At 67.5% G+C, this 22,712-nt stretch carries 18 protein-coding genes; 4 read left to right on the top strand and 14 right to left on the bottom strand.

The features are described from left to right. Positions 1-70: 70 nt before the first annotated feature. Complete coding sequence (locus RIB45_RS11230) at positions 71-736, top strand: FAD-binding oxidoreductase (RefSeq protein WP_350050363.1); 666 nt, start codon at positions 71-73, stop codon at positions 734-736. Between the two features lie 176 nt (positions 737-912). On the opposite strand, the gene RIB45_RS11225 is transcribed toward RIB45_RS11230, so the two are convergent. After that, positions 913-1,671, bottom strand: a complete 759-nt coding sequence (locus RIB45_RS11225; RefSeq protein WP_350050362.1) for a Stf0 family sulfotransferase — start codon at positions 1,669-1,671, stop codon at positions 913-915. A gap of 322 nt (positions 1,672-1,993) precedes the next feature. On the opposite strand from RIB45_RS11225, the gene RIB45_RS11220 reads away from it, so the two are divergent. Further along, positions 1,994-2,686 carry an outer membrane protein gene (locus RIB45_RS11220; RefSeq protein ID WP_350050361.1) on the top strand — a complete coding sequence of 231 codons (693 nt, stop codon included), beginning with the start codon at positions 1,994-1,996 and terminating at the stop codon, positions 2,684-2,686. Between the two features lie 45 nt (positions 2,687-2,731). Here the strand turns inward: RIB45_RS11220 and RIB45_RS11215 are convergent, their stop codons facing one another. After that, positions 2,732-5,230 (bottom strand): ligase-associated DNA damage response DEXH box helicase, encoded by a 2,499-nt coding sequence (locus tag RIB45_RS11215; protein ID WP_350050360.1) that lies wholly within the window; start codon positions 5,228-5,230, stop codon positions 2,732-2,734. Between the two features lie 38 nt (positions 5,231-5,268). Here RIB45_RS11215 and RIB45_RS11210 point away from each other — a divergent pair, with 38 nt between their 5' ends. Then, complete coding sequence (locus RIB45_RS11210) at positions 5,269-6,363, top strand: DUF2817 domain-containing protein (RefSeq protein ID WP_350050359.1); 1,095 nt, start codon at positions 5,269-5,271, stop codon at positions 6,361-6,363. A gap of 51 nt (positions 6,364-6,414) precedes the next feature. On the opposite strand, the gene RIB45_RS11205 is transcribed toward RIB45_RS11210, so the two are convergent. The 4 genes from RIB45_RS11205 to RIB45_RS11190 are packed head-to-tail and all read right to left on the bottom strand — an operon-like array spanning position 6,415 to position 9,896. Beyond that, positions 6,415-6,864, bottom strand: coding sequence for a nuclear transport factor 2 family protein (locus tag RIB45_RS11205; RefSeq protein WP_350050358.1), 450 nt, complete (start codon positions 6,862-6,864; stop codon positions 6,415-6,417). Continuing rightward, a complete protein-coding gene (locus RIB45_RS11200) occupies positions 6,861-7,622 on the bottom strand; it encodes an SDR family NAD(P)-dependent oxidoreductase (RefSeq protein ID WP_350050357.1) in 762 nt (253 codons plus the stop codon). Before RIB45_RS11200 ends, RIB45_RS11205 begins: the two co-directional genes overlap by 4 nt. A 23-nt stretch (positions 7,623-7,645) precedes the next feature. Continuing rightward, entirely contained in the window at positions 7,646-9,217 is a 1,572-nt protein-coding gene (locus RIB45_RS11195; protein WP_350050356.1) for a cryptochrome/photolyase family protein, read from the bottom strand. A 1-nt stretch (position 9,218) separates the two neighbouring features. After that, the gene (locus RIB45_RS11190; protein WP_350050355.1) at positions 9,219-9,896 is read right to left on the bottom strand and encodes a DUF6134 family protein; all 678 of its coding nucleotides are present in this window, start codon (positions 9,894-9,896) and stop codon (positions 9,219-9,221) included. A 217-nt stretch (positions 9,897-10,113) separates the two neighbouring features. Between RIB45_RS11190 and RIB45_RS11185 the strand changes: the two genes are divergently transcribed. Then, complete coding sequence (locus RIB45_RS11185) at positions 10,114-12,090, top strand: PhoX family protein (RefSeq protein ID WP_350050354.1); 1,977 nt, start codon at positions 10,114-10,116, stop codon at positions 12,088-12,090. A 9-nt stretch (positions 12,091-12,099) separates the two neighbouring features. Here the strand turns inward: RIB45_RS11185 and RIB45_RS11180 are convergent, their stop codons facing one another. The 8 genes from RIB45_RS11180 to RIB45_RS11145 all read right to left on the bottom strand — a co-directional run bounded on the left by RIB45_RS11180 (position 12,100) and on the right by RIB45_RS11145 (position 22,603). Continuing rightward, positions 12,100-13,371, bottom strand: coding sequence for a glycine cleavage T C-terminal barrel domain-containing protein (locus RIB45_RS11180; protein ID WP_350050353.1), 1,272 nt, complete (start codon positions 13,369-13,371; stop codon positions 12,100-12,102). A gap of 144 nt (positions 13,372-13,515) precedes the next feature. Further along, positions 13,516-14,670: an iron-containing alcohol dehydrogenase gene (locus RIB45_RS11175; RefSeq protein WP_350050352.1), complete on the bottom strand. Its 1,155-nt coding sequence runs from the start codon at positions 14,668-14,670 to the stop codon at positions 13,516-13,518. 49 nt (positions 14,671-14,719) lie between these two features. Beyond that, a complete protein-coding gene (locus RIB45_RS11170) occupies positions 14,720-16,501 on the bottom strand; it encodes an HD domain-containing phosphohydrolase (RefSeq protein ID WP_350050351.1) in 1,782 nt (593 codons plus the stop codon). A gap of 508 nt (positions 16,502-17,009) precedes the next feature. Continuing rightward, a complete protein-coding gene (locus RIB45_RS11165; protein WP_350050350.1) occupies positions 17,010-18,377 on the bottom strand; it encodes a FecR family protein in 1,368 nt (455 codons plus the stop codon). A 43-nt stretch (positions 18,378-18,420) separates the two neighbouring features. Further along, on the bottom strand, positions 18,421-19,920 hold the full coding sequence (locus tag RIB45_RS11160) for a tetratricopeptide repeat protein (RefSeq protein ID WP_350050349.1): 1,500 nt from the start codon (positions 19,918-19,920) through the stop codon (positions 18,421-18,423). Between the two features lie 174 nt (positions 19,921-20,094). Further along, positions 20,095-20,919, bottom strand: a complete 825-nt coding sequence (locus RIB45_RS11155) for an MBL fold metallo-hydrolase (protein WP_350050348.1) — start codon at positions 20,917-20,919, stop codon at positions 20,095-20,097. Between the two features lie 198 nt (positions 20,920-21,117). Then, positions 21,118-21,789 (bottom strand): OmpA/MotB family protein, encoded by a 672-nt coding sequence (locus RIB45_RS11150; protein ID WP_350050347.1) that lies wholly within the window; start codon positions 21,787-21,789, stop codon positions 21,118-21,120. 19 nt (positions 21,790-21,808) lie between these two features. Then, positions 21,809-22,603, bottom strand: coding sequence for a motility protein A (locus tag RIB45_RS11145; RefSeq protein ID WP_350050346.1), 795 nt, complete (start codon positions 22,601-22,603; stop codon positions 21,809-21,811). Positions 22,604-22,712: the final 109 nt, after the last annotated feature.

Below are 22,712 nucleotides of genomic sequence, written 5' to 3'. Positions count from 1 at the left end.
GGGCCGATATGCCGGGAAGCGCCCAAATCGGGCGAAGTTGCGTAACCCGAGCGATCCGGAAAGGAGCGTTATGCCCCATACCGTCGAAATTCTCGAGGTCGCCGACGTCACCCACAACGTCCGCCGCCTCACCGTGCAGAAGCCCGAAGGCTACGAGTTCACGCCCGGCCAGGCGACGGACGTCGCGCTCGACCGAGAGGGATGGCGCGAGGAGCGACGGCCCTTCACCTTCACCTCGCTGACGACGGCGCCGACGTTGGAATTCGTCATCAAGGTCTACGACGACCATGACGGCGTCACGAAACAGATCGGCGATTTGAAGAAAGGCGACCGCCTGATTATCGACGAGCCCTGGGGCGCGATCCAATACAAGGGTCCCGGCTGCTTCGTCGCCGGCGGCGCCGGCCTCACCCCGTTCATCGCCATCATTCGCGATCTTCAGGCCCGCGGGGAGCTCGACGGGAATACGCTGCTGTTCTCGAACAAGACCGAGCGCGACATCATCCTGCGCGAAGAGCTGGAGGGCGCGCCCGGCCTCGAGACGCTCTTCACCGTGACGCAGGAAGAGAACTCTTCCCTCGCTCAGGGGCGGATCGACGAGGCCTTCCTGAAGGCGAACCTAAAGAGCTTCGAGCGGCCCTTCTACGTCTGCGGCCCGGACAAGATGGTCGAGGATGTGACGAAGGCGTTGCAGTCCCTCGGCGCCAAGCCGGATTCGATCGTGTTCGAGGAATAGGCGCCGACCTCGCCGCAGCCCCCTTCCCCGCAAACGCGAGGGTGGGTTAGGGGCGAGAGGGCGCATAGATTTCCGTCGGTCCGGGCTTGACCCGGGGCCGCCGGTGTTCGAGCGGCGTCCATGCTCCGCCTGTCCCGGCTCTAACGGCCGAGACGACGAAAGGGAAGGCCGCCTCTTTAAGCGAGACCTGCCTCCCGGCGAAACCGCACCGCCCAGGCCTCGCTCGTTGCGTCGGCCAGACGGGCGACATCGGGCGTCGCGCCCTCGGCCGCCGCAGGGTCGAGGCCGAGATGCTCGAGCGCCGCGCGCAGCGTCTCCCTCGGGTTCGCCGCCAGCGCCTCGTAGGTCAGGCGCAGCGGCGCGATCCCCGCGCGCGCAAACCACGTCTCCCAGGCCGCGTCGTAGGCGGCGAGCCGCGCGACCTCGGCGCTGAGCCGTTCTGCGTCATAGGCGGGAGCTTGCGGCGGAGCGAGCCGCTCCAGCTCTGAGCCGTCGGCCGCGCGATGCCACAGCCCCGACTGCTCCGCTTTCACGAAAGAGACGGCTTGAGCGACCTTGTCCGCGCGTCGCAGATAGAGAAAGCCTACGCGACCGAAAGCCGCCGCCAGCCGGCTCATGTCCCCCGTAGCCTCAGGGTAGAGCAGCGCCAGCTTCTCGAAAAAGAAATCCGCGCTCCGACGCTGCAGGCGCAGCCCGAAGATTCCTGTCCCGCCGCGCCCTTCCTCCACCGCTCGCGCGAAGACCCGTGCGAGCGTCTCCTGCTCCGTCTCCGCCGGATCGGCGCTCATCCCCCAATCCGCCAGCCAGCCCTCCAGCGACGGCTCATGAAAATAGGAGTCCGGACGGCCGGCGACGCCGGTCTGCGCCAACATTCGACACAACAATGTGCTGCCGCTGCGCGGAGCGGTGCAGAGGATGTAGCTGTCGACGAGCATGGGATTGACTGTACGACGGCGCGCGGCAGATCGCCACCGCGCCCGAGCTGCAACGGCCGCTCCGCGTGCATCGGGCCGCCAATGGCCCCGGCGATGAGATCAACTGCCAGGTCGGCGCTCGCCTCCTCCAGTAGGGAGTCGGCGGCGCCTCTTCCTTGCCGACTTCAAGCAGGATCGGGACCGCGACCGGCGAGACCCGATCAAGCCGGCGGCGGGTGATCCCTGCACGGCAAGGGTGCGAAGCGCAGACCTCCGACATTGACGCCGCGCGCGCCGCAGGGTAACGCAAAGTTAGGTGGGGTAAAAAATTACTTGGACTTCGATGATGATCGCGGTGAAGGCCCTCACGGCTCTGACGACGGGTTTGTATCTAGCCGCCGCGCTGACGGCCGGCTCCGCGCACGCGCAATCCGCCCGGGAAGGAGGCTATGTGGGGCTTCGCCTGATCGGCGGCATGTCCGAAGCCCAGGATTTGAGCCAGACCGGCTTCACCGGATCGCTTGTCGAAAACAACGTCGAAGATCCAACGGCGGCCGCGGGTTTCCTCGCCGGCTATCGGTTCGACGAGCTGCCGTTGCGCGTCGAGGGGGAGCTTCACCATCGCTTTCGCATGGATCTCGACGTCCGTGACAACGCCGCTCCCGGCTTCGGCTATGAAAACAATTTGAGCAGCACGGTCGCGCTGGTCTCGGCCGCCTGGGAGTTGCGTCTCGACGGGCCGTTCACGCCCTTTCTCGGGGCCGGCGTCGGCTGGGCGCGCAACGCCTCCGACGTCGAAAGGACGAACATAAGCACCGGCGCCAAAACCAGCACGAGCGAGTCGGTCGACAATCTGGCGCTCGGCGTGCAAGCGGGCTCCAGTTACGAGATCTCGCGTCACTGGGGGCTGGAACTGGCCTATCGCTATCTCAACATGGGCGAGGTCGACACCGGCGCGACGGCCGGCGGCGAGAGCGTCAGCGCGGACAGCTACGTCACCCACGACCTGAACCTGTCCCTGCTCTACCGCTTCTAGGGTCCGCCCGGTCGGGCGCGGGCGGTCTCGCCTGCGCCCCCTCACCTACAACGGCAATTCCGCATGCATCGGCCCGCCCATGGCCTCGGCGATGAGGTCGGCTTCGAGGTCGGCGCTCGCCTCCTCCAGCAAATCTTCGATCGCCGCGTCGGCGGCGACCTGTTCCTTGCCGACTTCGAGGAGGATCGGCACGGCCAGCGGCGAGACGCGGTCGAGCCGCCGGTGGGTGATCCCTCCTTCGGCCGTGCGCGCCAGGAATTCCGCCAGGCGGCCGACGTCGATGAGCCCGCCGGCGGCGTCGGCCCGGGTCGCCTGCAACAGGATGTGATCCGGCTCGTGCCGGCGCAACACGTCGTAGATCAGATCGGCGGAGAAGGTGACCTGCCTTCCGCTCTTCTCCATCCCCGGCAGCTTGCGTTCAATCAGGCCGGCGACGATCGCGACGTTGCGGAAGGTGCGCCGCATCAGCGAGCTTTCCTCCATCCAGGCCTCCAGATCGTCGCCCAGCATGTCCTCGTCGAACAGCGCGGCCATATCGTCGCAAGGGTGCAGCGACCAGACCGCGATGACGTAGTCGCTGGCGACGAAGCCGAGCGGGCGCAAGCCCATCCGCTCCATCCGCCGGGTCAGCAGCATCCCCAGCGTCTGGTGCGCGTTGCGCCCGGCGAAGCTGTAGGCGACGAGATATTCCTTCTCCGCCCGCGGGAAGGTCTCCACCAACAGCCCGTCGCGGGTCGGCAAGACGGAGCGCCATTGCTGGATGCGCAGCCACTCCGAGACCTGATCGGGCAGATCGCGCCAGCTGGTCGGATCGTCGAGGGCGGCGCGCACGCGCTCCGAGAGGTGGGTTGTGAACGGCATGCGCCCGCCCATATAGGCCGGCACCTTAGGCTCCTTGCCCGGCGCGCGCGTCACCTCCACCCAGGTCTCGCGCAGACCCTCGAACCTCAACATCTGGCCGCCGAAGACGAAGCTGTCGCCGGGCTCGAGCCCGCTTGCGAAGTACTCCTCGATCTCGCCCAGCACCGGGCCTTTCTTCATCCGCACCTTCAGGGTCGGGCTCTCCACGATGGTGCCGATATTCATGCGGCAGCGCCGCGCGACCTGGGGCGAGGCGACCTCGTACCGCCCGTCGGCCTTCAGGAACAGCCGGCGCCAGCGCTCGTAGGTCTTGAGCGCATAGCCGCCATCCTCCACATAGCGCAGCACCTGATCAAAGGTCTCGCGCGGCAGATGCTTGTAGGGCGCGGCCAGGCGCACCTCGGCGAACGCCTCGTCGGCCGTGAAGGGCGCCGCGCAGGCGAGGCCGAGGAGATGCTGCGCCAGCACGTCCAAGCCCCCCTCGCCCGGCGGATCGCCGTCCAGCGTGCGCGCGTGCAAGCCCTCGATGGCGCAGCGGCACTCCAGCACCTCGAAGCGGTTGCAGGGGACCAGCAACGCGCGGCTCGGCGCATCCAACCGGTGGCCGGCGCGGCCGATGCGCTGGATCAGGCGGCTCACCCCCTTGGGCGGGCCTACCTGGATCACCAGATCGACCGCCGCCCAGTCGATCCCGAGATCAAGGGAAGAGGTCGCGACCACCGCGCGCAAGCGGCCGCTCGCCATCGCGGCCTCCACCTTGCGGCGCTGCTCGCGCGCCAGACTGCCGTGATGCAGCGCGATGGGAAGCCCGTCTTCGTTGGCGCGCCATAGCTCCTGGAACAGAATTTCCGCCTGGGCGCGGGTGTTGACGAAGACGATGGCGGTCCCGGCGCCCTTGATCGCCTGGTAGATCTCCGGCGCTGCGTGCAGGCCGTAATGGCCGGACCAGGGCAGCCGCTCCTTCGTGTCGAGAATCGCGATCTCGGGCTCGACCGCGCCGCCGCCCTCTATGCGCCGGACGCTTGCGGTCTGCGCGTCGGGCGCGACCCATTCGGCGAGCGCGTCGGGCCAGGCGACGGTGGCCGACAGCCCGACCCGCCGCGCGCCCGGCGCCAACCGGGCGAGCCGCGCAAGGCAGAGCGCCAGCTGGTCCCCGCGCTTGGTCCCGGCCATCGCATGCGCCTCGTCCAGCACGATGGTCTTGAGACCGGCGAAGAAGTCCGCGGCCTCCGGATAGCTTATCAGCAGCGCCAAACTTTCGGGCGTGGTCAGTAGGATGTGCGGCGGGTTCTCGCGCTGGCGCTGACGGCGGTTCTGGGGGGTGTCGCCGGTCCGCGTCTCGATCCAGACGGCCAGACCCATCTCGTCCACCGGCGTCGTCAGGTTGCGCGCGACATCGACCGACAGGGCCTTCAGGGGCGAGACGTAGAGCGTGTGCAGACCCGGCTCCTCCCCCGCCGCCAGCCTGTCGGCCAGGTCGATCAGGCTCGGCAGGAAGCCGGCCAGCGTCTTGCCGCCGCCGGTCGGCGCGATCAGCAGCGCATGCTCGCCCGCCTGCGCGGCGGCGCGCATCGCCTGTTGGTGAGGATGCGGGCGCCAGCCGCGGCCGGCGAACCAGCCGGCGAAGGGCTCTGGCAGCGGTTCGACGGCTTCGGTTTGTCTCGCGGGGTCGGTGTGCGCCATGATAGATCGAAATCTAAGGCGTCCGCCCAAGAGAGACCATGCCCGCCAGCCCGGAAAGCTTCTTCCCGACCGACTATGTCGACAGCCGCCGCCGCTTCCTGTCGGCGGCGGGCGAAGCCGGCGCGGCGCTCGACGGCCGGGTGCATGAGACGGCCCGCGGCGCGCGGGGGGAGGCCTTGTGGATGGACGCCGCGCGCCTCGGCCCCCCGCCGGGCGCCGCGGAGGCGATGCTGCTCATCCTGTCCGGGACCCACGGGGTGGAGGGATTTTGCGGCGCAGGCGCGCAGATCGGAACGCTGCAGGCGCGCGCGGAAGCCGCGCCGCTCCCGCCCGACACCGCGCTCTTGATGGTGCATGCGGTCAATCCCTATGGCTTCTCCTGGCTGCGGCGGGTGAACGAGGACAATATCGACCTCAATCGAAACTTCATCGATCGAGAGGCCGGCGCGCCGCCGCGCAACGCCGGCTATGACGCGATCCGGGCGATTGCGGCGCCGGACGATTGGGACGCGGACGCCAACCTCGCCGCTGCGGACGACGCGCGCGCCGCGATGGGCGATCGCGCCTGGCGGGCGGCCCATTCCGGCGGGCAGTATCAGGACCCGGTCGGGATCTTCTATGGCGGGGACGGGCCCAGCTGGTCGAGCCAAGCCTTGTTCGGCCTCTTGGATCAGCACCTCGCGGGCGTGAAGCGCCTCGCCGTTCTCGACTACCACACCGGCCTCGGACCGCCGGGCTATGGGGAGCGAATCGCGATGCACGATCCCGCCTCCGCGGCGATGGCGCGGCTCGATTCCTGGTTCGGCGGCGACGTGACCTCGACCCACGCCGGGACGGCCGTGACCGTCCCGCTGTCCGGCACGATCCTGGACGGGATCGAGCGGCGCTACGCCGACGCGGCGGTCAGCGCGGCGGCGCTGGAATTCGGGACGATCGACAACCGCCATGTCCAACTGGCGGTGCGCGCCGACAATTGGCTGCATCATCACGGCGCGTTGGACAGCCCCCAGGGCTTTCGGATCAAGCAGCAGATCCGCGACGCCTTTTTCGTCGACGAAGACTGGTGGAAGCGCGCCGTTTGGGAGCGGGGCGTGGAGACGCAGCGCGCGATGCTAGAAGGGTTGGCGTTATAAGCCCCGCACCCGGCCGCTTGCGCGGCCGACCTCTCTAGACCGCTTCCTGGCTCACGACACCCGCAATCGCCGCAGCACGAGGCGCACCAGCGCGCCGATCAGCGGCAGACGGGCGAGCAGCTGCGCGCCCGAATCCCAATGGTCGATATGGGCCGTGATCTTGCCGTCGGGGCCGACGTGGATTTCCGACATGCCGTCGACGCGCCATTCCGGCCCGCGTTTCAGCGCCTTGGGCCGGAAGCGGAAGATCCAGCGGATATAGCCGGCGCGCGTCCCGCCTGCCACCTCGACGATCTCGAAGCGGGGATCGACGCAGGTCTCATACATGTCGCGGAAGACGGCGGCGAGCTTCTCGCGCCCGACGACGTCATTGAACGGATCGGTGAAACGGATCTTCGGATCGGCCAGCGCGAGCAGGCGGTCGAGCGCGTCGGCCTCCAGGCTCGAGAACGCCTGCGCCCAAGCCGCGGTCGCCTCGAAGATCTTGGGATCTTCGCTCATCCCACGCCCGTCGCCTTGCGGATCAGCGGGAAATAGACGCCGGGCGGCAGCGCGCGCAGCGTCTTCAACTGCATCACGAAGCGCGTCGGAAAGGCGATTTCGAAGCGATCGGACTTGAGGCCGTCCCAGATACGCTCGGCCGCGTCCTCCGGCTCCATCAGATAGGGCATCTCGAAGTCGTTCTGGTCGGTCAGCGGCGTGCGCACGAATCCGGGGCAGATCACCTGCATCTTCACGCCGCGCCCGTCGAGCTCCGCCTTCAGCGATTCGGCCATTGCGATGACGGCCGCCTTGCTGCCGCAATAGGCCGCCGCCTTCGGCAGACCGCGATAGCCCGCGACCGAGGAGACGAGCGCCAGATGGCCGCGCTTGCGCGCGACCATCTTGGGCATCAGAACCTCCAGCACCGTCGCGGTTCCGAAGACGTTCAGGCCGAAGATGCGCTCCACGTCGGCGGCGTGAAAGTCGTCGACCGGGGTCTCCTTGTGCGTGCCGGCGTTGAGGACGGCGGTTCCGATCGGACCCATTGCCTTCTCGATCGCCGCGACCGCCTCGGCGACCGAGGAGGCGTCGGTCACGTCGCACGGGAAGACCTGGATGCGGCCGTGCTTGTCCTTCTCGGCGACGGCCTTCAGCTTGTCCTCGGAGCGCGCGCTGATCGCCACCTGGGCGCCGGCGCGCGCGGCGTGCAGCGCCAGCGCTTCGCCGATGCCCTGGCTGGCGCCGACGATCCAGAGGGGGGAGCGGGGCGTCGTCATGGGGCCCTCCTTGGGTCCGGGTGTCAGGCGAGAGCGTCTAGGAAGGCGGCGGCGTCGCGCCGAACGTCCTCGCGCGTCGCAGGCGTCATGCGGTTCAAGGTCTTCAACGGCATGCCCATCCGCGGGTTGCCTTTAAGCTTGTCTTCATTGCGCATCAGGAAATCCCAATAAAGGTAGTTGAAGGGGCAGGCGCCAGGGCCCGTGCGTTTTTTGACGTCATAGGCGCAGCCTTTGCAGTAGGTCGACATGCGGTCGATGTACTTGCCGCTGGCGGCGTAGGGCTTGGAGGCCATGACCCCGCCGTCGGCGTAAAGCGCCATGCCGTGAGTGTTCGGCAACTCCACCCATTCATAGGCGTCGGCGTAGACGGCGAGATACCATGCGCAAACCTGTTTCGGCGCGATCCCCGCCAACAGCGCGAAGGTTCCGGTCAGCATCAGGCGCTGGATATGGTGGGCGTAGGCGAGACGCTTGGTCTCCTCGATCGCATGCGCCAAGCAGGCCATCTCCGTCTCGCCCGTCCAATAGAAGCCGGGCAGGTCGCGTTCGGCCTCGAAAAAATTGCTCTCGCCGTAGTCGGGACCCTTCAGCCAATAGATCCCGCGCACATATTCGCGCCACCCCAGAATTTGGCGGATAAAGCCCTCGACCGCGTTCAACGGCGCGCGGCCCTCGTGATAGGCCCGTTCGGCTGCGCGGCAGACGCTCATCGGATCCAGCAGACCGGCGTTCAGATAGAGCGAGAGCACCGCGTGATAGAGGTGGTCCTCGCTCGGCGTCATCGCGTCCTGATAATCGCCGAACAGCGCCAGACGCTCCGCGATGAAGGCGTCCAGCGCGGCTTCCGCGTCGGCCCGCGTCACGGCGTAGTCGAAGGGCTGCACATCGCCGAAGCGGTCGCCGAACCGCGCGTCGACCAGCGCCAACACGGCCTGGGTCGTCTCGTCGGGTCGGAACCGCGGGGGGTGCGGCGGGCGGAACAGCCCGCCTTCGCCCGTATTCGCGTCCGGCGGCTTGCGGTTGTCGTGATCGAAATTCCATCGCCCGCCTTCCGGCTCGCCGTCGCCGGTCATCAGCAAGCCCGTGGCGCGGCGCATTTCGCGATAGAAATGCTCCATCCGCAGCATCTTGCGCCCCTCCGCCCAGCCGAAGAACCAGTCCAGATCGCACAGGAACCGGTCGTCCGCGCGGATCTCGACCGGGCGGTCCAGCCGCTCGGCCCAACCGCGCATCTCGGCGTCGAGGCGGTGCTCGCCGCAGGCGGTGCAGACCAGCCGCGCGACCGCCTCGTCCGCGAAGGCGCGCGCGATCTCGCCGCCCAAATCGCCGCTGTTCTCGGGATCTTCCAGGCGAACATAGCGTACGCGTACGCCCTCGCTCTCGAGCTCGGCGGCGAAATGGCGCATGGCCGAGAAAAGGAAGGCGATTTTCTTGGGATGGTGCGGAACGTACGACGCCTCCGCCTGCACTTCGGCGATCAGCACAACGTCCCTCGCGGGATCGAGATCGCGCAGCGCGGCGACGGATCGGCTCAGTTGATCGCCGAGGACGAGACGCAGGGCCGGACCGTCCGACGGGGCGTCGGCGGAGGTCACGTCACTTCATCACATATTCGATGGTGGCGCCCTTGAAGGGGAACAGCAGCTTCACCCAACGCCCGCTTTCGTCGTACCAGAGGGTCAAGCGAAGGTCGCCGCGCATCTCGTATTTGCGCGCGCGAATGAGGCTGCCGGAGGCTTCGATTTCGTCCCAGCCGAGATCCTCGACCTGAACCTCCATCTTCCGACCCTTCTGGGTGTCGAGCAGCACCTGCTGACGTACGGTCGCTTCGTTCCAGTAGCTGGTCGGCAGCACGTCGGGCCGGTCGATGCGATAGTCGTCAGCCGGCTTTCGGTCGACCACGATGTCGCGATTTCGCCGCTCAGCCGTCACTTCATAGGTCTCGCCGTCATCGTCGGTGCGCGACTCGAAACGCACGAATTTCCCGCCCTCCCAAACTTCGCGGTTGCGATGGACGTAGCGATAGAGCACCAGCGGCCCGAAGCCGACCTCCAGATCAATGTCGATATCGACCATCGTGCGCGCGCCGTCCCGACTGATCTGCAAACGGTGGCGACCGATCTCAGAGCCGTCGCGCAGCACCTTGAAGTCCAACGTCTGCGCGTCGGACGAATCGCCGGCTGCGACGGCCGGCGCGGCCCCGCCGGCGAACGCAGCGCCTGTAAGGGCGAAAGCCGCGCCGGCGGCGGCGAAATCCCGTCGCGTCAAAGTCATTGCGTTCCGTCCTCTCATCCACGAAGCAAGGGGCCTCTCGCGGGCCGTCTGATTTGTCTCATGCGCTATACGGGGATTCACGCCGACCGGATCACAAGGTCAGACCGGACGGGCCGCCGTCACAGCTCCGTCACCCGGACGTCACCAAGCGGCAAGGCAACGCGCATAGAACGAGCGCTCTCAACCCCTCAACCTCTGAAGAAGGGACCCCACAGCCATGCACGAGCGTCGTTCCACCCTATCCGAAGATCAGCGCCGCCTGTCGCGCGACCGCCGACTGGAGGCGCATGACGATCGGCCGACCAACCCGAGCCGGGCGCCGCATTTCGACGCCGTCCTGTCCCGCCGCCAGGCGCTGAAGGGCCTGCTCGCGACCGGCGTCGCCGCAGCCGCGCTGCCGGCCTTCGCGCCGACCGTCCGCGCGGCTTCGGCGAGCGGCTTTACTTTCGAGGAGATCAAGGCGGGCGTCGACGCGACGCACCATGTGGCCGCGGGCTACGACGCCGACGTGCTGATCCGCTGGGGCGATCCGGTCGAAGCCGACGCGCCCGCCTTCGATCCGCAAAACCAGACGGCGGCGGCGCAGGCCAAGCAGTTCGGCTACAACAACGATTACATCGGTCTGGCGCCGCTGGACGACGACCGGGCGCTGTTGTGCGTCAATCACGAATACACCAACGAAGAACTGATGTTCCCCGGCGTCGGCGACCAGGAAGACGCCGGCTTCGCGGAGATGACGGCCGAGCTGGTCGCGATCGAACAGGCGGCCCACGGCGGCTCCGTCCTCGAGATCCGGCGCGGCGCGGCCGGCAAGTGGTTCGTCGTCCAGGGCAGCCCCTACAACCGGCGCATCACGGCCAACACGCCGATGCGCCTGGCGGGGCCCGCGGCCGGCCATGCGCGCCTGAAGACCAACGCCGATCCCACGGGCCGCGCGGTCTTGGGCACCATCAACAACTGCGCCGGGGGCATGACGCCGTGGGGCACCTATCTGATGGCCGAGGAGAATTTCCACGGCTATTTCTGGGGCAGGGAGGCGCTGGACGCGCACCCTGAGGCCGCCTCGCTCAAGCGCTACGGCGCGCCGGGCGAATGGTACGCCTGGGGCAAGTTCGACGAGCGCTTCGACATCGCCCGCGAGCCGAACGAGCCCAACCGCTTCGGTTGGGTGGTCGAGGTCGATCCGAAAGATCCGACCTCCACGCCGGTGAAGCGCACCGCGCTCGGCCGCTTCAAGCACGAGGGCGCGGAGACGATCGTCAACGCGGACGGCCGGGTGGTCCTCTATATGGGCGACGATCAGCGCTTCGATTACGTCTACCGCTTCGTCACCGAAAAGCCCTACGATCCCAGCAACCCCGCGGCCAACCGCGACCTGCTGGATTCGGGCGAGTTGTCGGTCGCGCGCTTCGACGCGGACGGGTCGGTCGAATGGATGCCCCTGGTCCACGGCCAGGGTCCGCTCACCGCCGAGAACGGCTTCGAAAGCCAGGCGGACGTGCTGATCGACGCGCGCCTCGCCGCCGATCTGCTGGGCGCCACGCCGATGGACCGCCCGGAGGACGTGCAGCCGAACCCGGCGACGGGCAAGGTCTACGTCATGCTGACCAACAACTCCAAGCGGACCGCCGATCAGCTTAACGCCGCCAACCCGCGCCCCGAGAACGGCCACGGCCACATCATCGAGATCAGCGCGCCCTACGGCGACCACGCGGCCGCGACCATGACCTGGGACATGCTGGTGATGTGCGGCGAGCCGACCGGCGACGTCGGCGCGAAATGGGGGCCGGAGACGACCGAGAACGGCTGGTTCACCGACCCCGACAACGCCGCCGTCGACCCGTCTGGCCGGCTATGGATTTCGACCGACGGCAACCGGCCGGGCTCCCATTCAGACCGCTGCGACGGTTTGTGGGCGCTGGACACCGAAGGGCCGGCGCGCGGCAGCGGGCGGCACTTCTTCCGCTGCCCGGTCGGCGCGGAGCTCTGCGGCCCGCTCTTCACCGACGACGGGGAGACGCTGTTCGTCGCGGTCCAGCACCCTGCGGACGCCGGCGTCTCGAAGTGGGCCGAATTCGGCCGGGCGTCGAGCTTCGACGACCCCGCCACCCGCTGGCCCGATTTCCAGGACGGCATGCCGCCGCGCCCGTCGGTGGTGATGATCACCAAACAGGGCGGCGGCCGGATCGGCTGACCCTGGGCGTCACGCCGCCTTGGAGAGCGTGCGTTCCGGATCGAAGAACGGGACGGGCGCGATCTGGGCGGCGACCGGCTCCGGTTCGCCCGGGCGGTCGAGGGTCAGGGCCTGACCCTCCTCCGCCCGGTCGGCCGGCAGCATGGCGAGGGCGATGTTGCAGCCGAGCTTGGGCGACCAGAAGGCGCTGGTGACGTAGCCGATCGGGGCCTGCGCGTCGGCGTCGCGCACGATCCAGAAATCGGCGTTGTACCAGGTGATCGGCCGGCCGGCGAAGGTGAGCCCGGCGAGCTTGCGCGCCGGCCCTTTCTCCTGGATGCGGGCGAGCGCGTCGCGGCCGATGAAGTCTTCCTTATCCAGATGCACCTGCCAGCCGAGCCCGACCTCAAAGGGGTTGGTCTCCAGATCCATGTCCTGGCCGTAGGAAAGAATGCCGGCTTCGATACGGCGGATGTGGCCCGGCGCGACGACCTTCAGATTGTAGGGACGCCCGGCCGCCACGATCGCGTCCCACAGCGCGTCGGCGTTGTTCGTCGCGTCGCGCAGATAGATCTCGTAGCCGATCTCGGCCGAGAAGCCGGTGCGGCTTATGACGACGGGGCGGCCGGCGATCTCGGTCTCCATCAGATTGTAGAATTTGAGATCGTCGATCGCCGCGCCCGCCAGATCGCGCATCAGGTCGCGCGCCAGCGGCCCCTGCACCTGCACCGGGCTGGCGTCGATCTCTTCCAGCCGCACGTCGAATCCGAAGCCCTGGTTCAGTCCCTTGAACCACAGCAGCACGTCGGAATCGGAAATCGAGAACCAGAATTCGTCCTCGGCGATCCGCAGCAGAACGGGGTCGTTGACGATCCCGCCGTCCTGATCGCACAGCACGACGTAGCGCGCCTTGCCCGGAGCCAGTTCGTCGTCGCCCGTCATCCGCCGGGTGACGACCCGGTCGACGAAGGCGAGGGCGTCCGGACCCTTCACCCGGATCTGGCGTTCGACCGCGACGTTCCACAAGGTGACGTAGCGGGTCAGGTACTCGTACTCGCCCAGCAACCCGCCTTCTTCTTCGGTGAAGTACAGGCGGGGATGATACATGCGGTTATAGACGGTGGCGGCGCGCACGCCGTGCTCGACGGACTTGTGCCAAAAGGGCGATTTGCGCACGCGCGTGCCGATCAAAAGCGAGACGTCGTTCTGCCCGCTTTGGCGCAGATTGACGGGGATCGTCCGCTCGGCGGTCTGCGTCGGCGCGGGGCGGGCGGGATCGGATTGGGGGGCGGTTTCAGTCATGGCGTTCCTCCGACGGTTCGGGCGCTAGGGTCGAGGACCCCGGGGCCCGCCGCCGGCGGAAGCCGCGTCGCGCCCGCCGGCCGGCGGGCGGTTTGTCGTTACGCTGCCTTACAGATGGGGGCGCAAACCGAGCGCGTCAAAGCGTCAGAGAACGGCGCGCAGCAGCTCGGCGTAGACCTCAACCGTCATCGCCCGCGGATTCGTGGCGGTGGAATGATCCTCCATCGCATGTCTTGCGATCGTCTCAAAGTCCGCCGCGGCGACCGCCCCTTCCTCCAGACGCTCCCCGATCCCGATCCGGCGGTTGAGGTCGGAGAAGGCGTCGGCGAGATCGGCGTGCGGGCCGAGCCCCATCGCCTGGCGCAGCGCGGCCTCCTTCTCCGGCGCCGCGCCCGCATTATGGCGCAGCACCGGCGGCAACAGCAGCGCGTTCAAAAGGCCGTGATGCAGCTTGGCCTCGCCGTAGCCGCCGAGCGCGTGGGAGAGCCCGTGCACCGCGCCTAAGCCCTTCTGGAAGGTAAGCCCGCCTTGAAGCGACGCGGTCATCGTCTCCCAGCGGGCGCGGCGATCCGATCCGTCGGCGACGGCGGCCTCCAACCATCGGGCGAGCCGCCTCGCCCCGTCCAGTGCGATCGCGTCGGCCGGCGGATTGATCTTGGGCGAAAAGAATGTCTCTACGCAGTGGGCGAGCGCATCCATGCCGGTCGCGGCGGTCAGCGAGGCCGGCGCCCCCAACAGGAGGTCGGGATCGCAGATCGCGCGCCTCGGGATCAGATGCGGGCTGACCAGCGCCATCTTGCGCCCGCCCTCGAAGGTGATGAGGGCGGCGCGGCCGACCTCGCTGCCGGTCCCGGCCGTCGTCGGGATCGCGATCAGCGGGGCGATCGCATCCGTTATCTTTCCGGCCCCGCCGCGGATTAGCGCATAGTCGATCAACGCGCCGCCCTGACCGGCCAGCACCGCGACCGCTTTCGCGAGGTCGATCGAGGAGCCGCCGCCGAAGGCGACGACGCCGTCGCACGAGGCGTCACGATAAAGCTGCGCCGCCGCCCGCACCGCCGCCTCGCTCGGGTTCGGCGGGGTGTCGAGAAAAAGCGCGCCGGCCTCGCCCGGCAAAGCGGCGGTCAGCCGGGCCAGCAAGCCGGCGCCCGCGATACCGTGATCCGAGACGATGAGAGGCCGCGACGCGCCCAGCGCCTGCAGATCCTCGCCTACGGCGCAGAGCGCGCCGAACCCAAGGCGAATATGGGTCAGATACTGGAGGATCGCGATCTCATCCGGCGCGCGCGCGTCAAGCATCGGCGGCGGTCTCCTGGTGCGCTATGACGGATTGAAAGGACGCCGGGCGTCAACTCGCCTGTTTGGTCAGCATCTCCGGCGCGGGCAGGAAATCCTCGATCCTCACCTCGTCTATCTGGAAGGGCTCCAGATACTGCTCAGCGTAGTCCTTCCACACGCCGCTTTTCAGGAACAGCGCGAAAAGGTCGGCGTCGATATGCGCGTCCTTGACCATGAAGGACATGATCTTCAGCGACTCGCTCACCGTCTTCGCCTTCTTGTAGGGCCGGTCGGCGGCGGTCAGCGCCTCGAAGATGTCGGCGATCGCCATGATGCGCGCGGGGATCGACATGTCGTCTTTCTTCAGGCCGCGCGGATAGCCGGTGCCGTCCATCTTCTCATGGTGACCGCCTGCGTATTCGGGAACGCGGCGCATCTTGCGCGGGAAAGGCAGGCTCTCCAGCATCTTGAGCGTGACGACGATGTGATCGTTGATGGTCTCGCGTTCCTCGGCCGTCAGCGTGCCGCGGCGGATGCCGAGATTGTAAAGCTCGCCGCGATTGTAGCCGTCGACCTGATGCTCCGGCAGATCGCCCAGCAGCGGCTCTTCGACCGGCGCGGGCGGCGGCGGGTTCGCCTTCGCGCGCATCGCCTCCACCGGACTGAGGCCCAGCGTCTTGTCGTAGTGGCGGGTCCAGGTCTGAGCGGCGATCTTCTCCAGACGCTCGATGTCGGCGTCGTCCATGAACTCGCCGCCGACATTCGCGGTGGCGACGAACTCGAACTCCTCGTCGAGGCGTCTGATTTCCGACTCGAAGGCGGCGTCGGCCGCCGCCGCATCCTCGCCCGCCAGCTTGGCCTTCAGGCAGGCGATCTCGGCGTCGCGGCGCAGCACCTCGAAGCGCGTGCGCACCTCGTGGATGCGGTTGTAGATGGTCTCGAGCTTGCAGGCCTTGTCGACCACGTACTCCGGCGTCGTCACCTTGCCGCAATCGTGCAGCCACGCCGCCACGTGCAGTTCGTACCATTCGTCCTCGGTCAGGTCGAAGGCTTCGAAAATCCCTTCCCGGCTCTCGCACGCGGCCTTGGTCAGCAGCTTGGTGATGACCGGCACGCGCTGACAGTGTCCGCCGGTATAGGGCGATTTGTCGTCGATCGAGGCGGCGATCATCTCAATCAGCGAATCCCACAGCTTGCGTTGCTGCTGGATCAGCAACTGATTTTCGAGCGCGACCGCCGCCTGGCTGGTCAGCGCCTCGATCATCGGCTGCAAAGCGGGCTGGAAGGGGACTGTCTCGCCGCCCTCGCCGCGCGCGTTGATCAACTGCAGGACGCCGATCACCTCGTCTTCGGTGTTGATCATCGGCACCGTCAGGAAGCTCTTGGAGCGATAGCCCGTGCTCTCGTCGAACTTCTTGGTGCCGGAGAAGTCGTAGGCCTCCTCCTCGTAAGCGTCGGCGATGTTGCTGGGTTTGCGGTTGTGATAGACCGCCGAGGCGACGTTGTTCATGTTCGGCGCGCCGTCTCGGAAAAGCGGCACAGGGGGGAACGGGATCGCCTTGCCCGTGGTGCCGCCCATCGCGATGTCGAGCGTGTCGTTGCGCATGATCTGGAACGACAGGCCTTGCTCGTCGTCCGTCACCAGATAGAGCGTGCCGCCGTCGGCGTCGTAGATCTCCTTGGCCTCAAGGAGAATCAGCTCCATCAGCTTTTCATGGTTGCGCTCCGCTGACAGCGCGATGCCGAGATCCACCAATCGGTGGAACATCTGTTCGCCGCGGCGCCGGCCTACTGTGGCCCGGCGCCGGTCGGACTCCGATTCGCGTTCGCTATAGCGACGATCCACAGCCATGTTGCGTCCATTCCACCAAATAGGTCTGCGTGCGCCGCGACCCCGGTCGCGCGCCCCCCATCCGCACACAGTGTCTGACAAAAGCGCCCGGCTTGTCTATCCGGGCGTCACGCGCCCGTGCGACAGCCGCCCTCCATGCCGCCGGTGAAATCGAGCGCCCTCTCGTCTTTCGTCCCGGAGGGCCCTGATGCGCGACCGCGCCCGTGGTCGAACCGGCGGTCGGGACTCTCGCGGAAAAGGAGCAGGCGGCGCAGGTCGTCACGTCCGCCGGGAAGCCCTCGCCGTTGTCGCCGACCGCAAGCATGCGGCGGCTCTCGGACGGCGCGGCGGCGGCGGCGGCGCCGTCGGCGCAGACGTCGGCATGCGCCGCCTTCGCGCTCCCACCCCGCCGCGCCGCATGAGCTTCTCCCCCGCGGCCCGCCGCTCCCGATCGGCGATATGCGGAACTCTTCACGCATGCTCCCGGGTCGGTCGCCGGTGCGCGACGAAATTTTTCGGCGCGCGCGCCCTAAAACGGCGTTTCGGCGGTGGCGCCGCTCGCCCCGCCGTTAGTCACGACGGCCTGGATTGAGCCGGTGGTGGGGAAGGTCGCGGTCAACGAGCAGCCGGTGCAACCGGGCGTCGTCGCCGCCGCAAAATCCTCGCCGTTGTTGCCGATGGTGATCGACCTGCGCGTGTCGTTGGGCAGCGGCAGGAAAGGCGAAATGAGACCTACCGCCTCACTTCCGCCGAGGCCGCCGCCGGAAAGATTGATCGCCTCCATGTCGAACTCGTCCACCGCAAAGTCGAAGTCGAAAAGGAACAGCCCGCTGATCGCGCCGGTGATGGGGGCCGACCCGCTGATATAGGCGGCGTTCGCGGCGATCAGCTCCTGCAAGGTCACGCCCGCGGCGGCGCTTTCGCCGACGCTGGCGACGTCGGTCACCTCATTGTTGTCATCGGACGTCTGCTGTTGCTGGTCCAAAACAGTGATGACCTGCGTCACCGGCACCGGCTGGCCGCCGCCGAGCGATTCGACGCCGCCCACCCCGCCGCCCACCCCGCCGCCGAGGCCGCCGCCTGCGGAGCCCGATCCACCCTGCTGTTGACCGCCGCCCTGCTGCGGGCCGCCGCCGTCCTCCTGCTGACCCCCGCCGGTTTGCTGACCCAGTGCGGAGATGGCGCCGGGCGGGGCGATGAAGAAGACCGGGGGCTGGCCCGGCGTCGCCAGCACCGCGCCGCCCGGCCGGTTCAGATCCACCGTTCCCTGAGGGCTTGAAAAGGTGAAGGAGCCGGCGACCGCGCCGGGGGCCCCGGCGCCGGGACCGGCGAGCGCCGCAAAGACGACCGGCGGACCGCCTGATCCCGGCAAGGGCGCGCCCGCGCCGCCGGGCGGCCCGAAGCCGACGTCCGGAAATTGCTGGGCGGCTTGCTCCGGCGTCAACAAAGCGATGAACCCGATGGTGCCGCGGATGCCGATCTGGCCGACCGGCGTGACGATCCGCATGTCGTCGGGGTCGCCGCCGGCGATCTTGCCGGCGACAAAGCGCATCGCCCCCTGGGTCATGCTGAGGGTCATGGAGTTGGACCCGCCGGCGGGGTCGTAGATGAAGCGATCGATGGTGATCCGGCTCTGCGGGCCGAGCGTGAAGACGCTTTCGTCCATCAGCAGCACCTGGAGGGATCCGTCCGGCCCGGCGTTTATCGCGTCGCCCAAATAGATCGCTTCGCCGCTCGTCACCTGACGACCGACGGCGTCGGCGCGCGCGACCAGCACTTCGCCGCTTACCGCCGCGGAGACGCCGGCCTGATCCGCCTGCTGGGCCGCGGCGCCGTCGGCCGCAGCGACGACGAGGCCCGCGGCCAGCGCCGCACGCATCAGAGCCTTGGCGATCATGTCACCCTCCTGGGGTCGTTGCCGACCCCTCCCGCATGAGAGTTTAGAACTCATAGAGCCGCGTGAACAGCACCCGACCCTGAATGTTCTCGTACTCGTAGTTCCGGATGTTGGACTGTTGCTTCAGATACTCGACGCTCGCGGTCATCGTGACGGACTCCGCGAAAGCCCGCACCGCTTCAGTGGCGGGACCCTGCGCCTCGTAGCCCAATCGATCCATCAGCAGACCGACCGGCGCGCCGTAGGTCACGCGCAGGCGGCCTGGCTGCTCGCGTCGGCGCTGCGGAGCCTGGGTGCCGACCACGTCGGCGTCCGGGGCGCGATACTGCCGCATGGCCCAGCTGCCGGTCGACTGTAAGAAAGCGCCCTCGCCCAGAAGCCAAGTATGCGCCAGCTCGACGCTGAGCGCCCGGGAGCTTTCCGCGCGCACGGCCGCGTCTTTGGAACGCGTCGCGGCGCTGATCTGCAGGCGATGGTTCGGCGTGATCCAGCGTCCCACGCCGATCTCGCCGCGCCAGAAGGCGCCGTCTTGTTCGATGAGCGTCGTGTTTTCGCTGATATTGTGGAACCTCTCGCGGGTGCGCTCGACCGCGAGCCATATATCGACGGGCGGCGACCGCTCGCCCGTGCGCGCGACCTTGTCGACCCGGACGGCGCCGCTCACGCCGGTGTAGAACTTCTGGCGCGACAGGGTCATCGACGTGTAGCCGAGCGTGGGCGTCAGCGTGAACCCGTCCGGCAGATCAAAGGCGAACCCGCCTTCGACCACCGCCGCCTGCAGGTCGAGATTGTCCTGTTCCGTCTGATCGTCCTGCAGCAGCGTGACCGAGGCGATCGCCTTGTGCTCGCGCTGCAGGCCCATGTCGTGCTCAAGGTCGTAGCTGATCACGCCCATTACGGCCGTGTCGTCGTTCGTCCGCGCCGATTCCTGCGACAGATCGAAGACGGCGCCCGACGCGAGAGATTGCTCGCTCCGCGGGGCGGCGTTGCGGTTGGTGTCGTAATGCCCGCCCAGCGAGACCGAAAGCGTTTGCACCGTGCGCTGCGTCTGTTGCGCGATGCGCTCCAGATAGCGGGCGATGCGCGCGTCGTCCGTCGGCGCCAGGTCGAAGGCGCGCACCGCCTCGAACTCCCGGCGCGCCTCGTCGTAGTTCTCCAACCGATAGAGCACGATGGCGTAGAGCAGGCGGATCTCGGCGAGCGTCGGGCGCAAGAGCAGCAGCCGCTCCAGCGTCGCCGCCGCGCCGGTCAGGTCGCCGGCGCCGATCTGTTGGATGGCGTAACAACTGTTGAGCCGCAGATCGTCGGGCGCCGCCATGACGTCGGCGAAGGCGACGGCCGGGCAGTCGTCGGCGGCCAGGACGTCGCGCGCTTCCGCGCCGGCCGCCGCCTCGCCGCGCAGCTGCTCGACCTCTTCGCGCGCGCGGACGTCCGGATCGTCGCTCTGCGCCGCGCCCGGCGCTGGCGCGGCCAGCAACAGGAGCGCGAACGCCGCAAGCCGCGCCGCCGCGCCAAGGCGCAGCGCGGCTCCCGGACCCTTCAAACGCCGGCTGCGCCGTACGACAGGGTGTCCGCCCCGCATCGCTCTCCCCGAGTCCGCCGCGCGGCGCGCCGCCAGTCGCGCGCCCGTCGGACGGATTCCTAGGGAAAGCTCAATGCAGGAAACGGGCCACTAGAGCTTGAGGAGACCGCTATATCTGGTGGTTTTTTACGGAGGCTAAAGCAGATTGATGCGCATATTCTCCCGCGCGACGATGGCTCCCGGCCATTTGCGTCGGGCGGTCAGTTCCAACTCCTCCATGAAGCCGTCCTCATGGGTCGGATCATGATGGAAGATCGCCAACATGCGAACATTGGCGGCTTGGCACAGACGCACCCCCTCCTCCCATGTGGAATGGCCCCAACCGACCTTCTCGGGGAATTCTTCCTCGGTGTAGGTGCTGTCGTAGATGACCAGATCCGCGCCCTCGATCAGGCCCAAGATGTTCTGATCCGGTGCGCCCGGCACATGTTCAGTGTCGGTGATGTAGCACATCGCCTTGCCGCGATGCTCGATGCGGTATCCGGTGGCGCCGTTAGGGTGGTTCAGCGGCGCGGTCCGGACCGTCACATTCTCGCCCAGCTTGAAAGTGTCGCCGGCCGAAAAATCCTCGAAATGCATGGCGCCGCGCATCGCTTCGAGCGGCACCGGAAAAAACGGCTGCGCCATCTGGCCCGAGAGCACCTTGCGCACGCCGCCTTCTTCCTGGACGTGACCGGCCATGATCTTGAACTCATTGTCCGGCATGAAGGCGGGCGTGAAGAAGGGGAAGCCGTTGATGTGATCCCAGTGCGTGTGGCTGAGCATCAAGGTCGCGCGCTTGGCGCCCTTTTTCAGCATCCAATGTCCGAGATTCCGGATCCCGGTGCCGGCGTCGAAGATTATCCGCTCCCCGCCGGCCGACACCTCGACGCACGAGGTGTTGCCGCCGAAACCGATATGCCGCGGCGACGGGCAGGCGATCGAGCCGCGGACCCCCCAGAACTTGACCTTGAACGCCATGGCGCCTCTCGCCTGCTGCCGGTCCGCAGACCGTCGGTCTCAAGCCCCACCCGTCGAGGCCGTCGCTCCATTCTCACTATGCAACCACGTGGGTTATAGTGCACCCCTGAACAATCGTCAGGAATTTTTCTAAAATATTTCCTATTTCGGTCGACCCGGTCGACGCTGTGACGCTCGTCACAGCCGCGACGCGACGCCTCAGGGATGCAGCCGGACCGTCACCCGCCGATTGATGGCGCGGTTCTCGGGGATCGGCTCCTCCATAATGTCTTTGTTGGGGACCTTGGGCTTGGTGTCGGCGTAGCCGGCGGCCTTAAGGCGGTTCGGCTCCATGCCCCGATCGATGAAGTGACGCACGACCGCGGCCGCGCGCGCGGCGCTCAGCTCCCAGTTTGAGGGAAACTTCTCGGTCGAGATCGGCACATCGTCGGTGTGCCCCTCGGCGTCGACGAAGAACAGATCGTAGGGCGGGACTTCCAATTCGCGCTTCAGCTTGCCCAGGATCAGCTTGGCCTGCTCGGTGAGCTGCGCGGAACCGGGTTCGAAGAAGCTGCCGCTGGCGAAATCGATCACCACGCCTTCATCGTCAAAGCCGACGTCGACCGCTTCCGGCGGGACGTCGTCGGTGTCCTCGACGATCTGCTGGACCTTCGAATGCAGCGAGAAGATCGGCTTGTCGCTGTCGACCTGGCCGCCGAGCTCCTCCTTGATGCCGGCCTGCACCTGCTCGAACAGCGGCAGCTCGACCTTCGAGAAGGAGACCAGCATGACGAAGAAGGCCATCAGCAGCGTGATGGCGTCGGCGTAAGTGGCGAGCCAGTCCTCGCCGTCCTCGTCATTGGCGGCGGGCGGTCTGCGGCGTCGGGCCATGGGCGCGCGGCCTCCGTCCCTAGCTCTTCATCTGCCGGTCGATGTCGAAGCGGATCGCCGGGTCGAGGAAGCTGTTCATCCGGTCCTGGATGTAGCGCGGGTTCTTGCGGTCGGCCAGCATGCAGATTCCCTCCGCGATCAACTCGTGCCGGAAGCGCAGGATCTGATTGCGTTGAGTGAGCTTGTTCGCGGCCGGAATGAACATCATCCGCGCGAAGATCACGCCGTAGAGCGTGGTGTTGAGCGCGACGGCCAACCCCTTGCCCAACTGCGTCGGATCGGAGCCCATATCGTCCAACATGATGATCAGACCGACCAGCGTGCCGATCATCCCGAAGGCCGGCGCCGTGCCGCCCATAGAGCGCAGGATATTGGCCGGCACCATGTTGCGCTCGAACGTCGTCTCGGCGACGAGCGAGAGATTCTCGCGGATCTCGTCCCCGCTGTAGCCGCTCAACAGCTGCTCCACCGCGAAGGCGAGGAACTCGTCGCCCTCGACCTTCTTGGCCTCGCCGTCCAGCGCGACGATGCCTTTCTGCTGGGCCAAATAGCCCCAGGAAATGACGCGTTTCACCTCTTCGTTCAGAATGCCGCGGCCCATTTTATAGGGCTTGAAGATCGAGAGCGCGCCTTTGAGAGCGAGCACGACGTAGCGCGCCTCCTGCCCCAGAAAGGTGGCCGCCAGCGTCCCGCCGATCACCATCAGCAGGCTTTCGAAACTTAAGAAGATCAGGAAATTGTCGGTGCTGATCGCGATCGCGCCGATGAACAGGCCGATGGCCGCGATGAAACCGAAAAAGGAATTCCACGACATGGCGCTTCGGACCCGATCCCCGTTCCTTCGCCCGCACGCCGGGCGCTGGCCGCCGCACGCCCGCTCGGCGAAGACGGTATTCCCCGCAGCACAGTATGGCCTGATTCGC

This window comes from Marivibrio sp. (assembly GCF_040218065.1).
Lineage (GTDB): Bacteria > Pseudomonadota > Alphaproteobacteria > UBA8366 > Aestuariispiraceae > Marivibrio.
The sequence above is the reverse complement of the archived record's forward strand: the minus strand, read 5'-3'. Positions and strand labels throughout refer to the sequence as shown.

Coding starts and splice junctions, on each gene's coding strand:
- RIB45_RS11230 (WP_350050363.1), top strand. CDS start 71: ATGCCCCATACCGTCGAAATTCTCGAGGTCGCCGACGTCACCCACAAC.
- RIB45_RS11225 (WP_350050362.1), bottom strand. CDS start 1,671: ATGCTCGTCGACAGCTACATCCTCTGCACCGCTCCGCGCAGCGGCAGC.
- RIB45_RS11220 (WP_350050361.1), top strand. CDS start 1,994: ATGATGATCGCGGTGAAGGCCCTCACGGCTCTGACGACGGGTTTGTAT.
- RIB45_RS11215 (WP_350050360.1), bottom strand. CDS start 5,230: ATGGCGCACACCGACCCCGCGAGACAAACCGAAGCCGTCGAACCGCTG.
- RIB45_RS11210 (WP_350050359.1), top strand. CDS start 5,269: ATGCCCGCCAGCCCGGAAAGCTTCTTCCCGACCGACTATGTCGACAGC.
- RIB45_RS11205 (WP_350050358.1), bottom strand. CDS start 6,864: ATGAGCGAAGATCCCAAGATCTTCGAGGCGACCGCGGCTTGGGCGCAG.
- RIB45_RS11200 (WP_350050357.1), bottom strand. CDS start 7,622: ATGACGACGCCCCGCTCCCCCCTCTGGATCGTCGGCGCCAGCCAGGGC.
- RIB45_RS11190 (WP_350050355.1), bottom strand. CDS start 9,896: ATGACTTTGACGCGACGGGATTTCGCCGCCGCCGGCGCGGCTTTCGCC.
- RIB45_RS11185 (WP_350050354.1), top strand. CDS start 10,114: ATGCACGAGCGTCGTTCCACCCTATCCGAAGATCAGCGCCGCCTGTCG.
- RIB45_RS11180 (WP_350050353.1), bottom strand. CDS start 13,371: ATGACTGAAACCGCCCCCCAATCCGATCCCGCCCGCCCCGCGCCGACG.
- RIB45_RS11175 (WP_350050352.1), bottom strand. CDS start 14,670: ATGCTTGACGCGCGCGCGCCGGATGAGATCGCGATCCTCCAGTATCTG.
- RIB45_RS11170 (WP_350050351.1), bottom strand. CDS start 16,501: ATGGCTGTGGATCGTCGCTATAGCGAACGCGAATCGGAGTCCGACCGG.
- RIB45_RS11165 (WP_350050350.1), bottom strand. CDS start 18,377: ATGATCGCCAAGGCTCTGATGCGTGCGGCGCTGGCCGCGGGCCTCGTC.
- RIB45_RS11155 (WP_350050348.1), bottom strand. CDS start 20,919: ATGGCGTTCAAGGTCAAGTTCTGGGGGGTCCGCGGCTCGATCGCCTGC.
- RIB45_RS11150 (WP_350050347.1), bottom strand. CDS start 21,789: ATGGCCCGACGCCGCAGACCGCCCGCCGCCAATGACGAGGACGGCGAG.
- RIB45_RS11145 (WP_350050346.1), bottom strand. CDS start 22,603: ATGTCGTGGAATTCCTTTTTCGGTTTCATCGCGGCCATCGGCCTGTTC.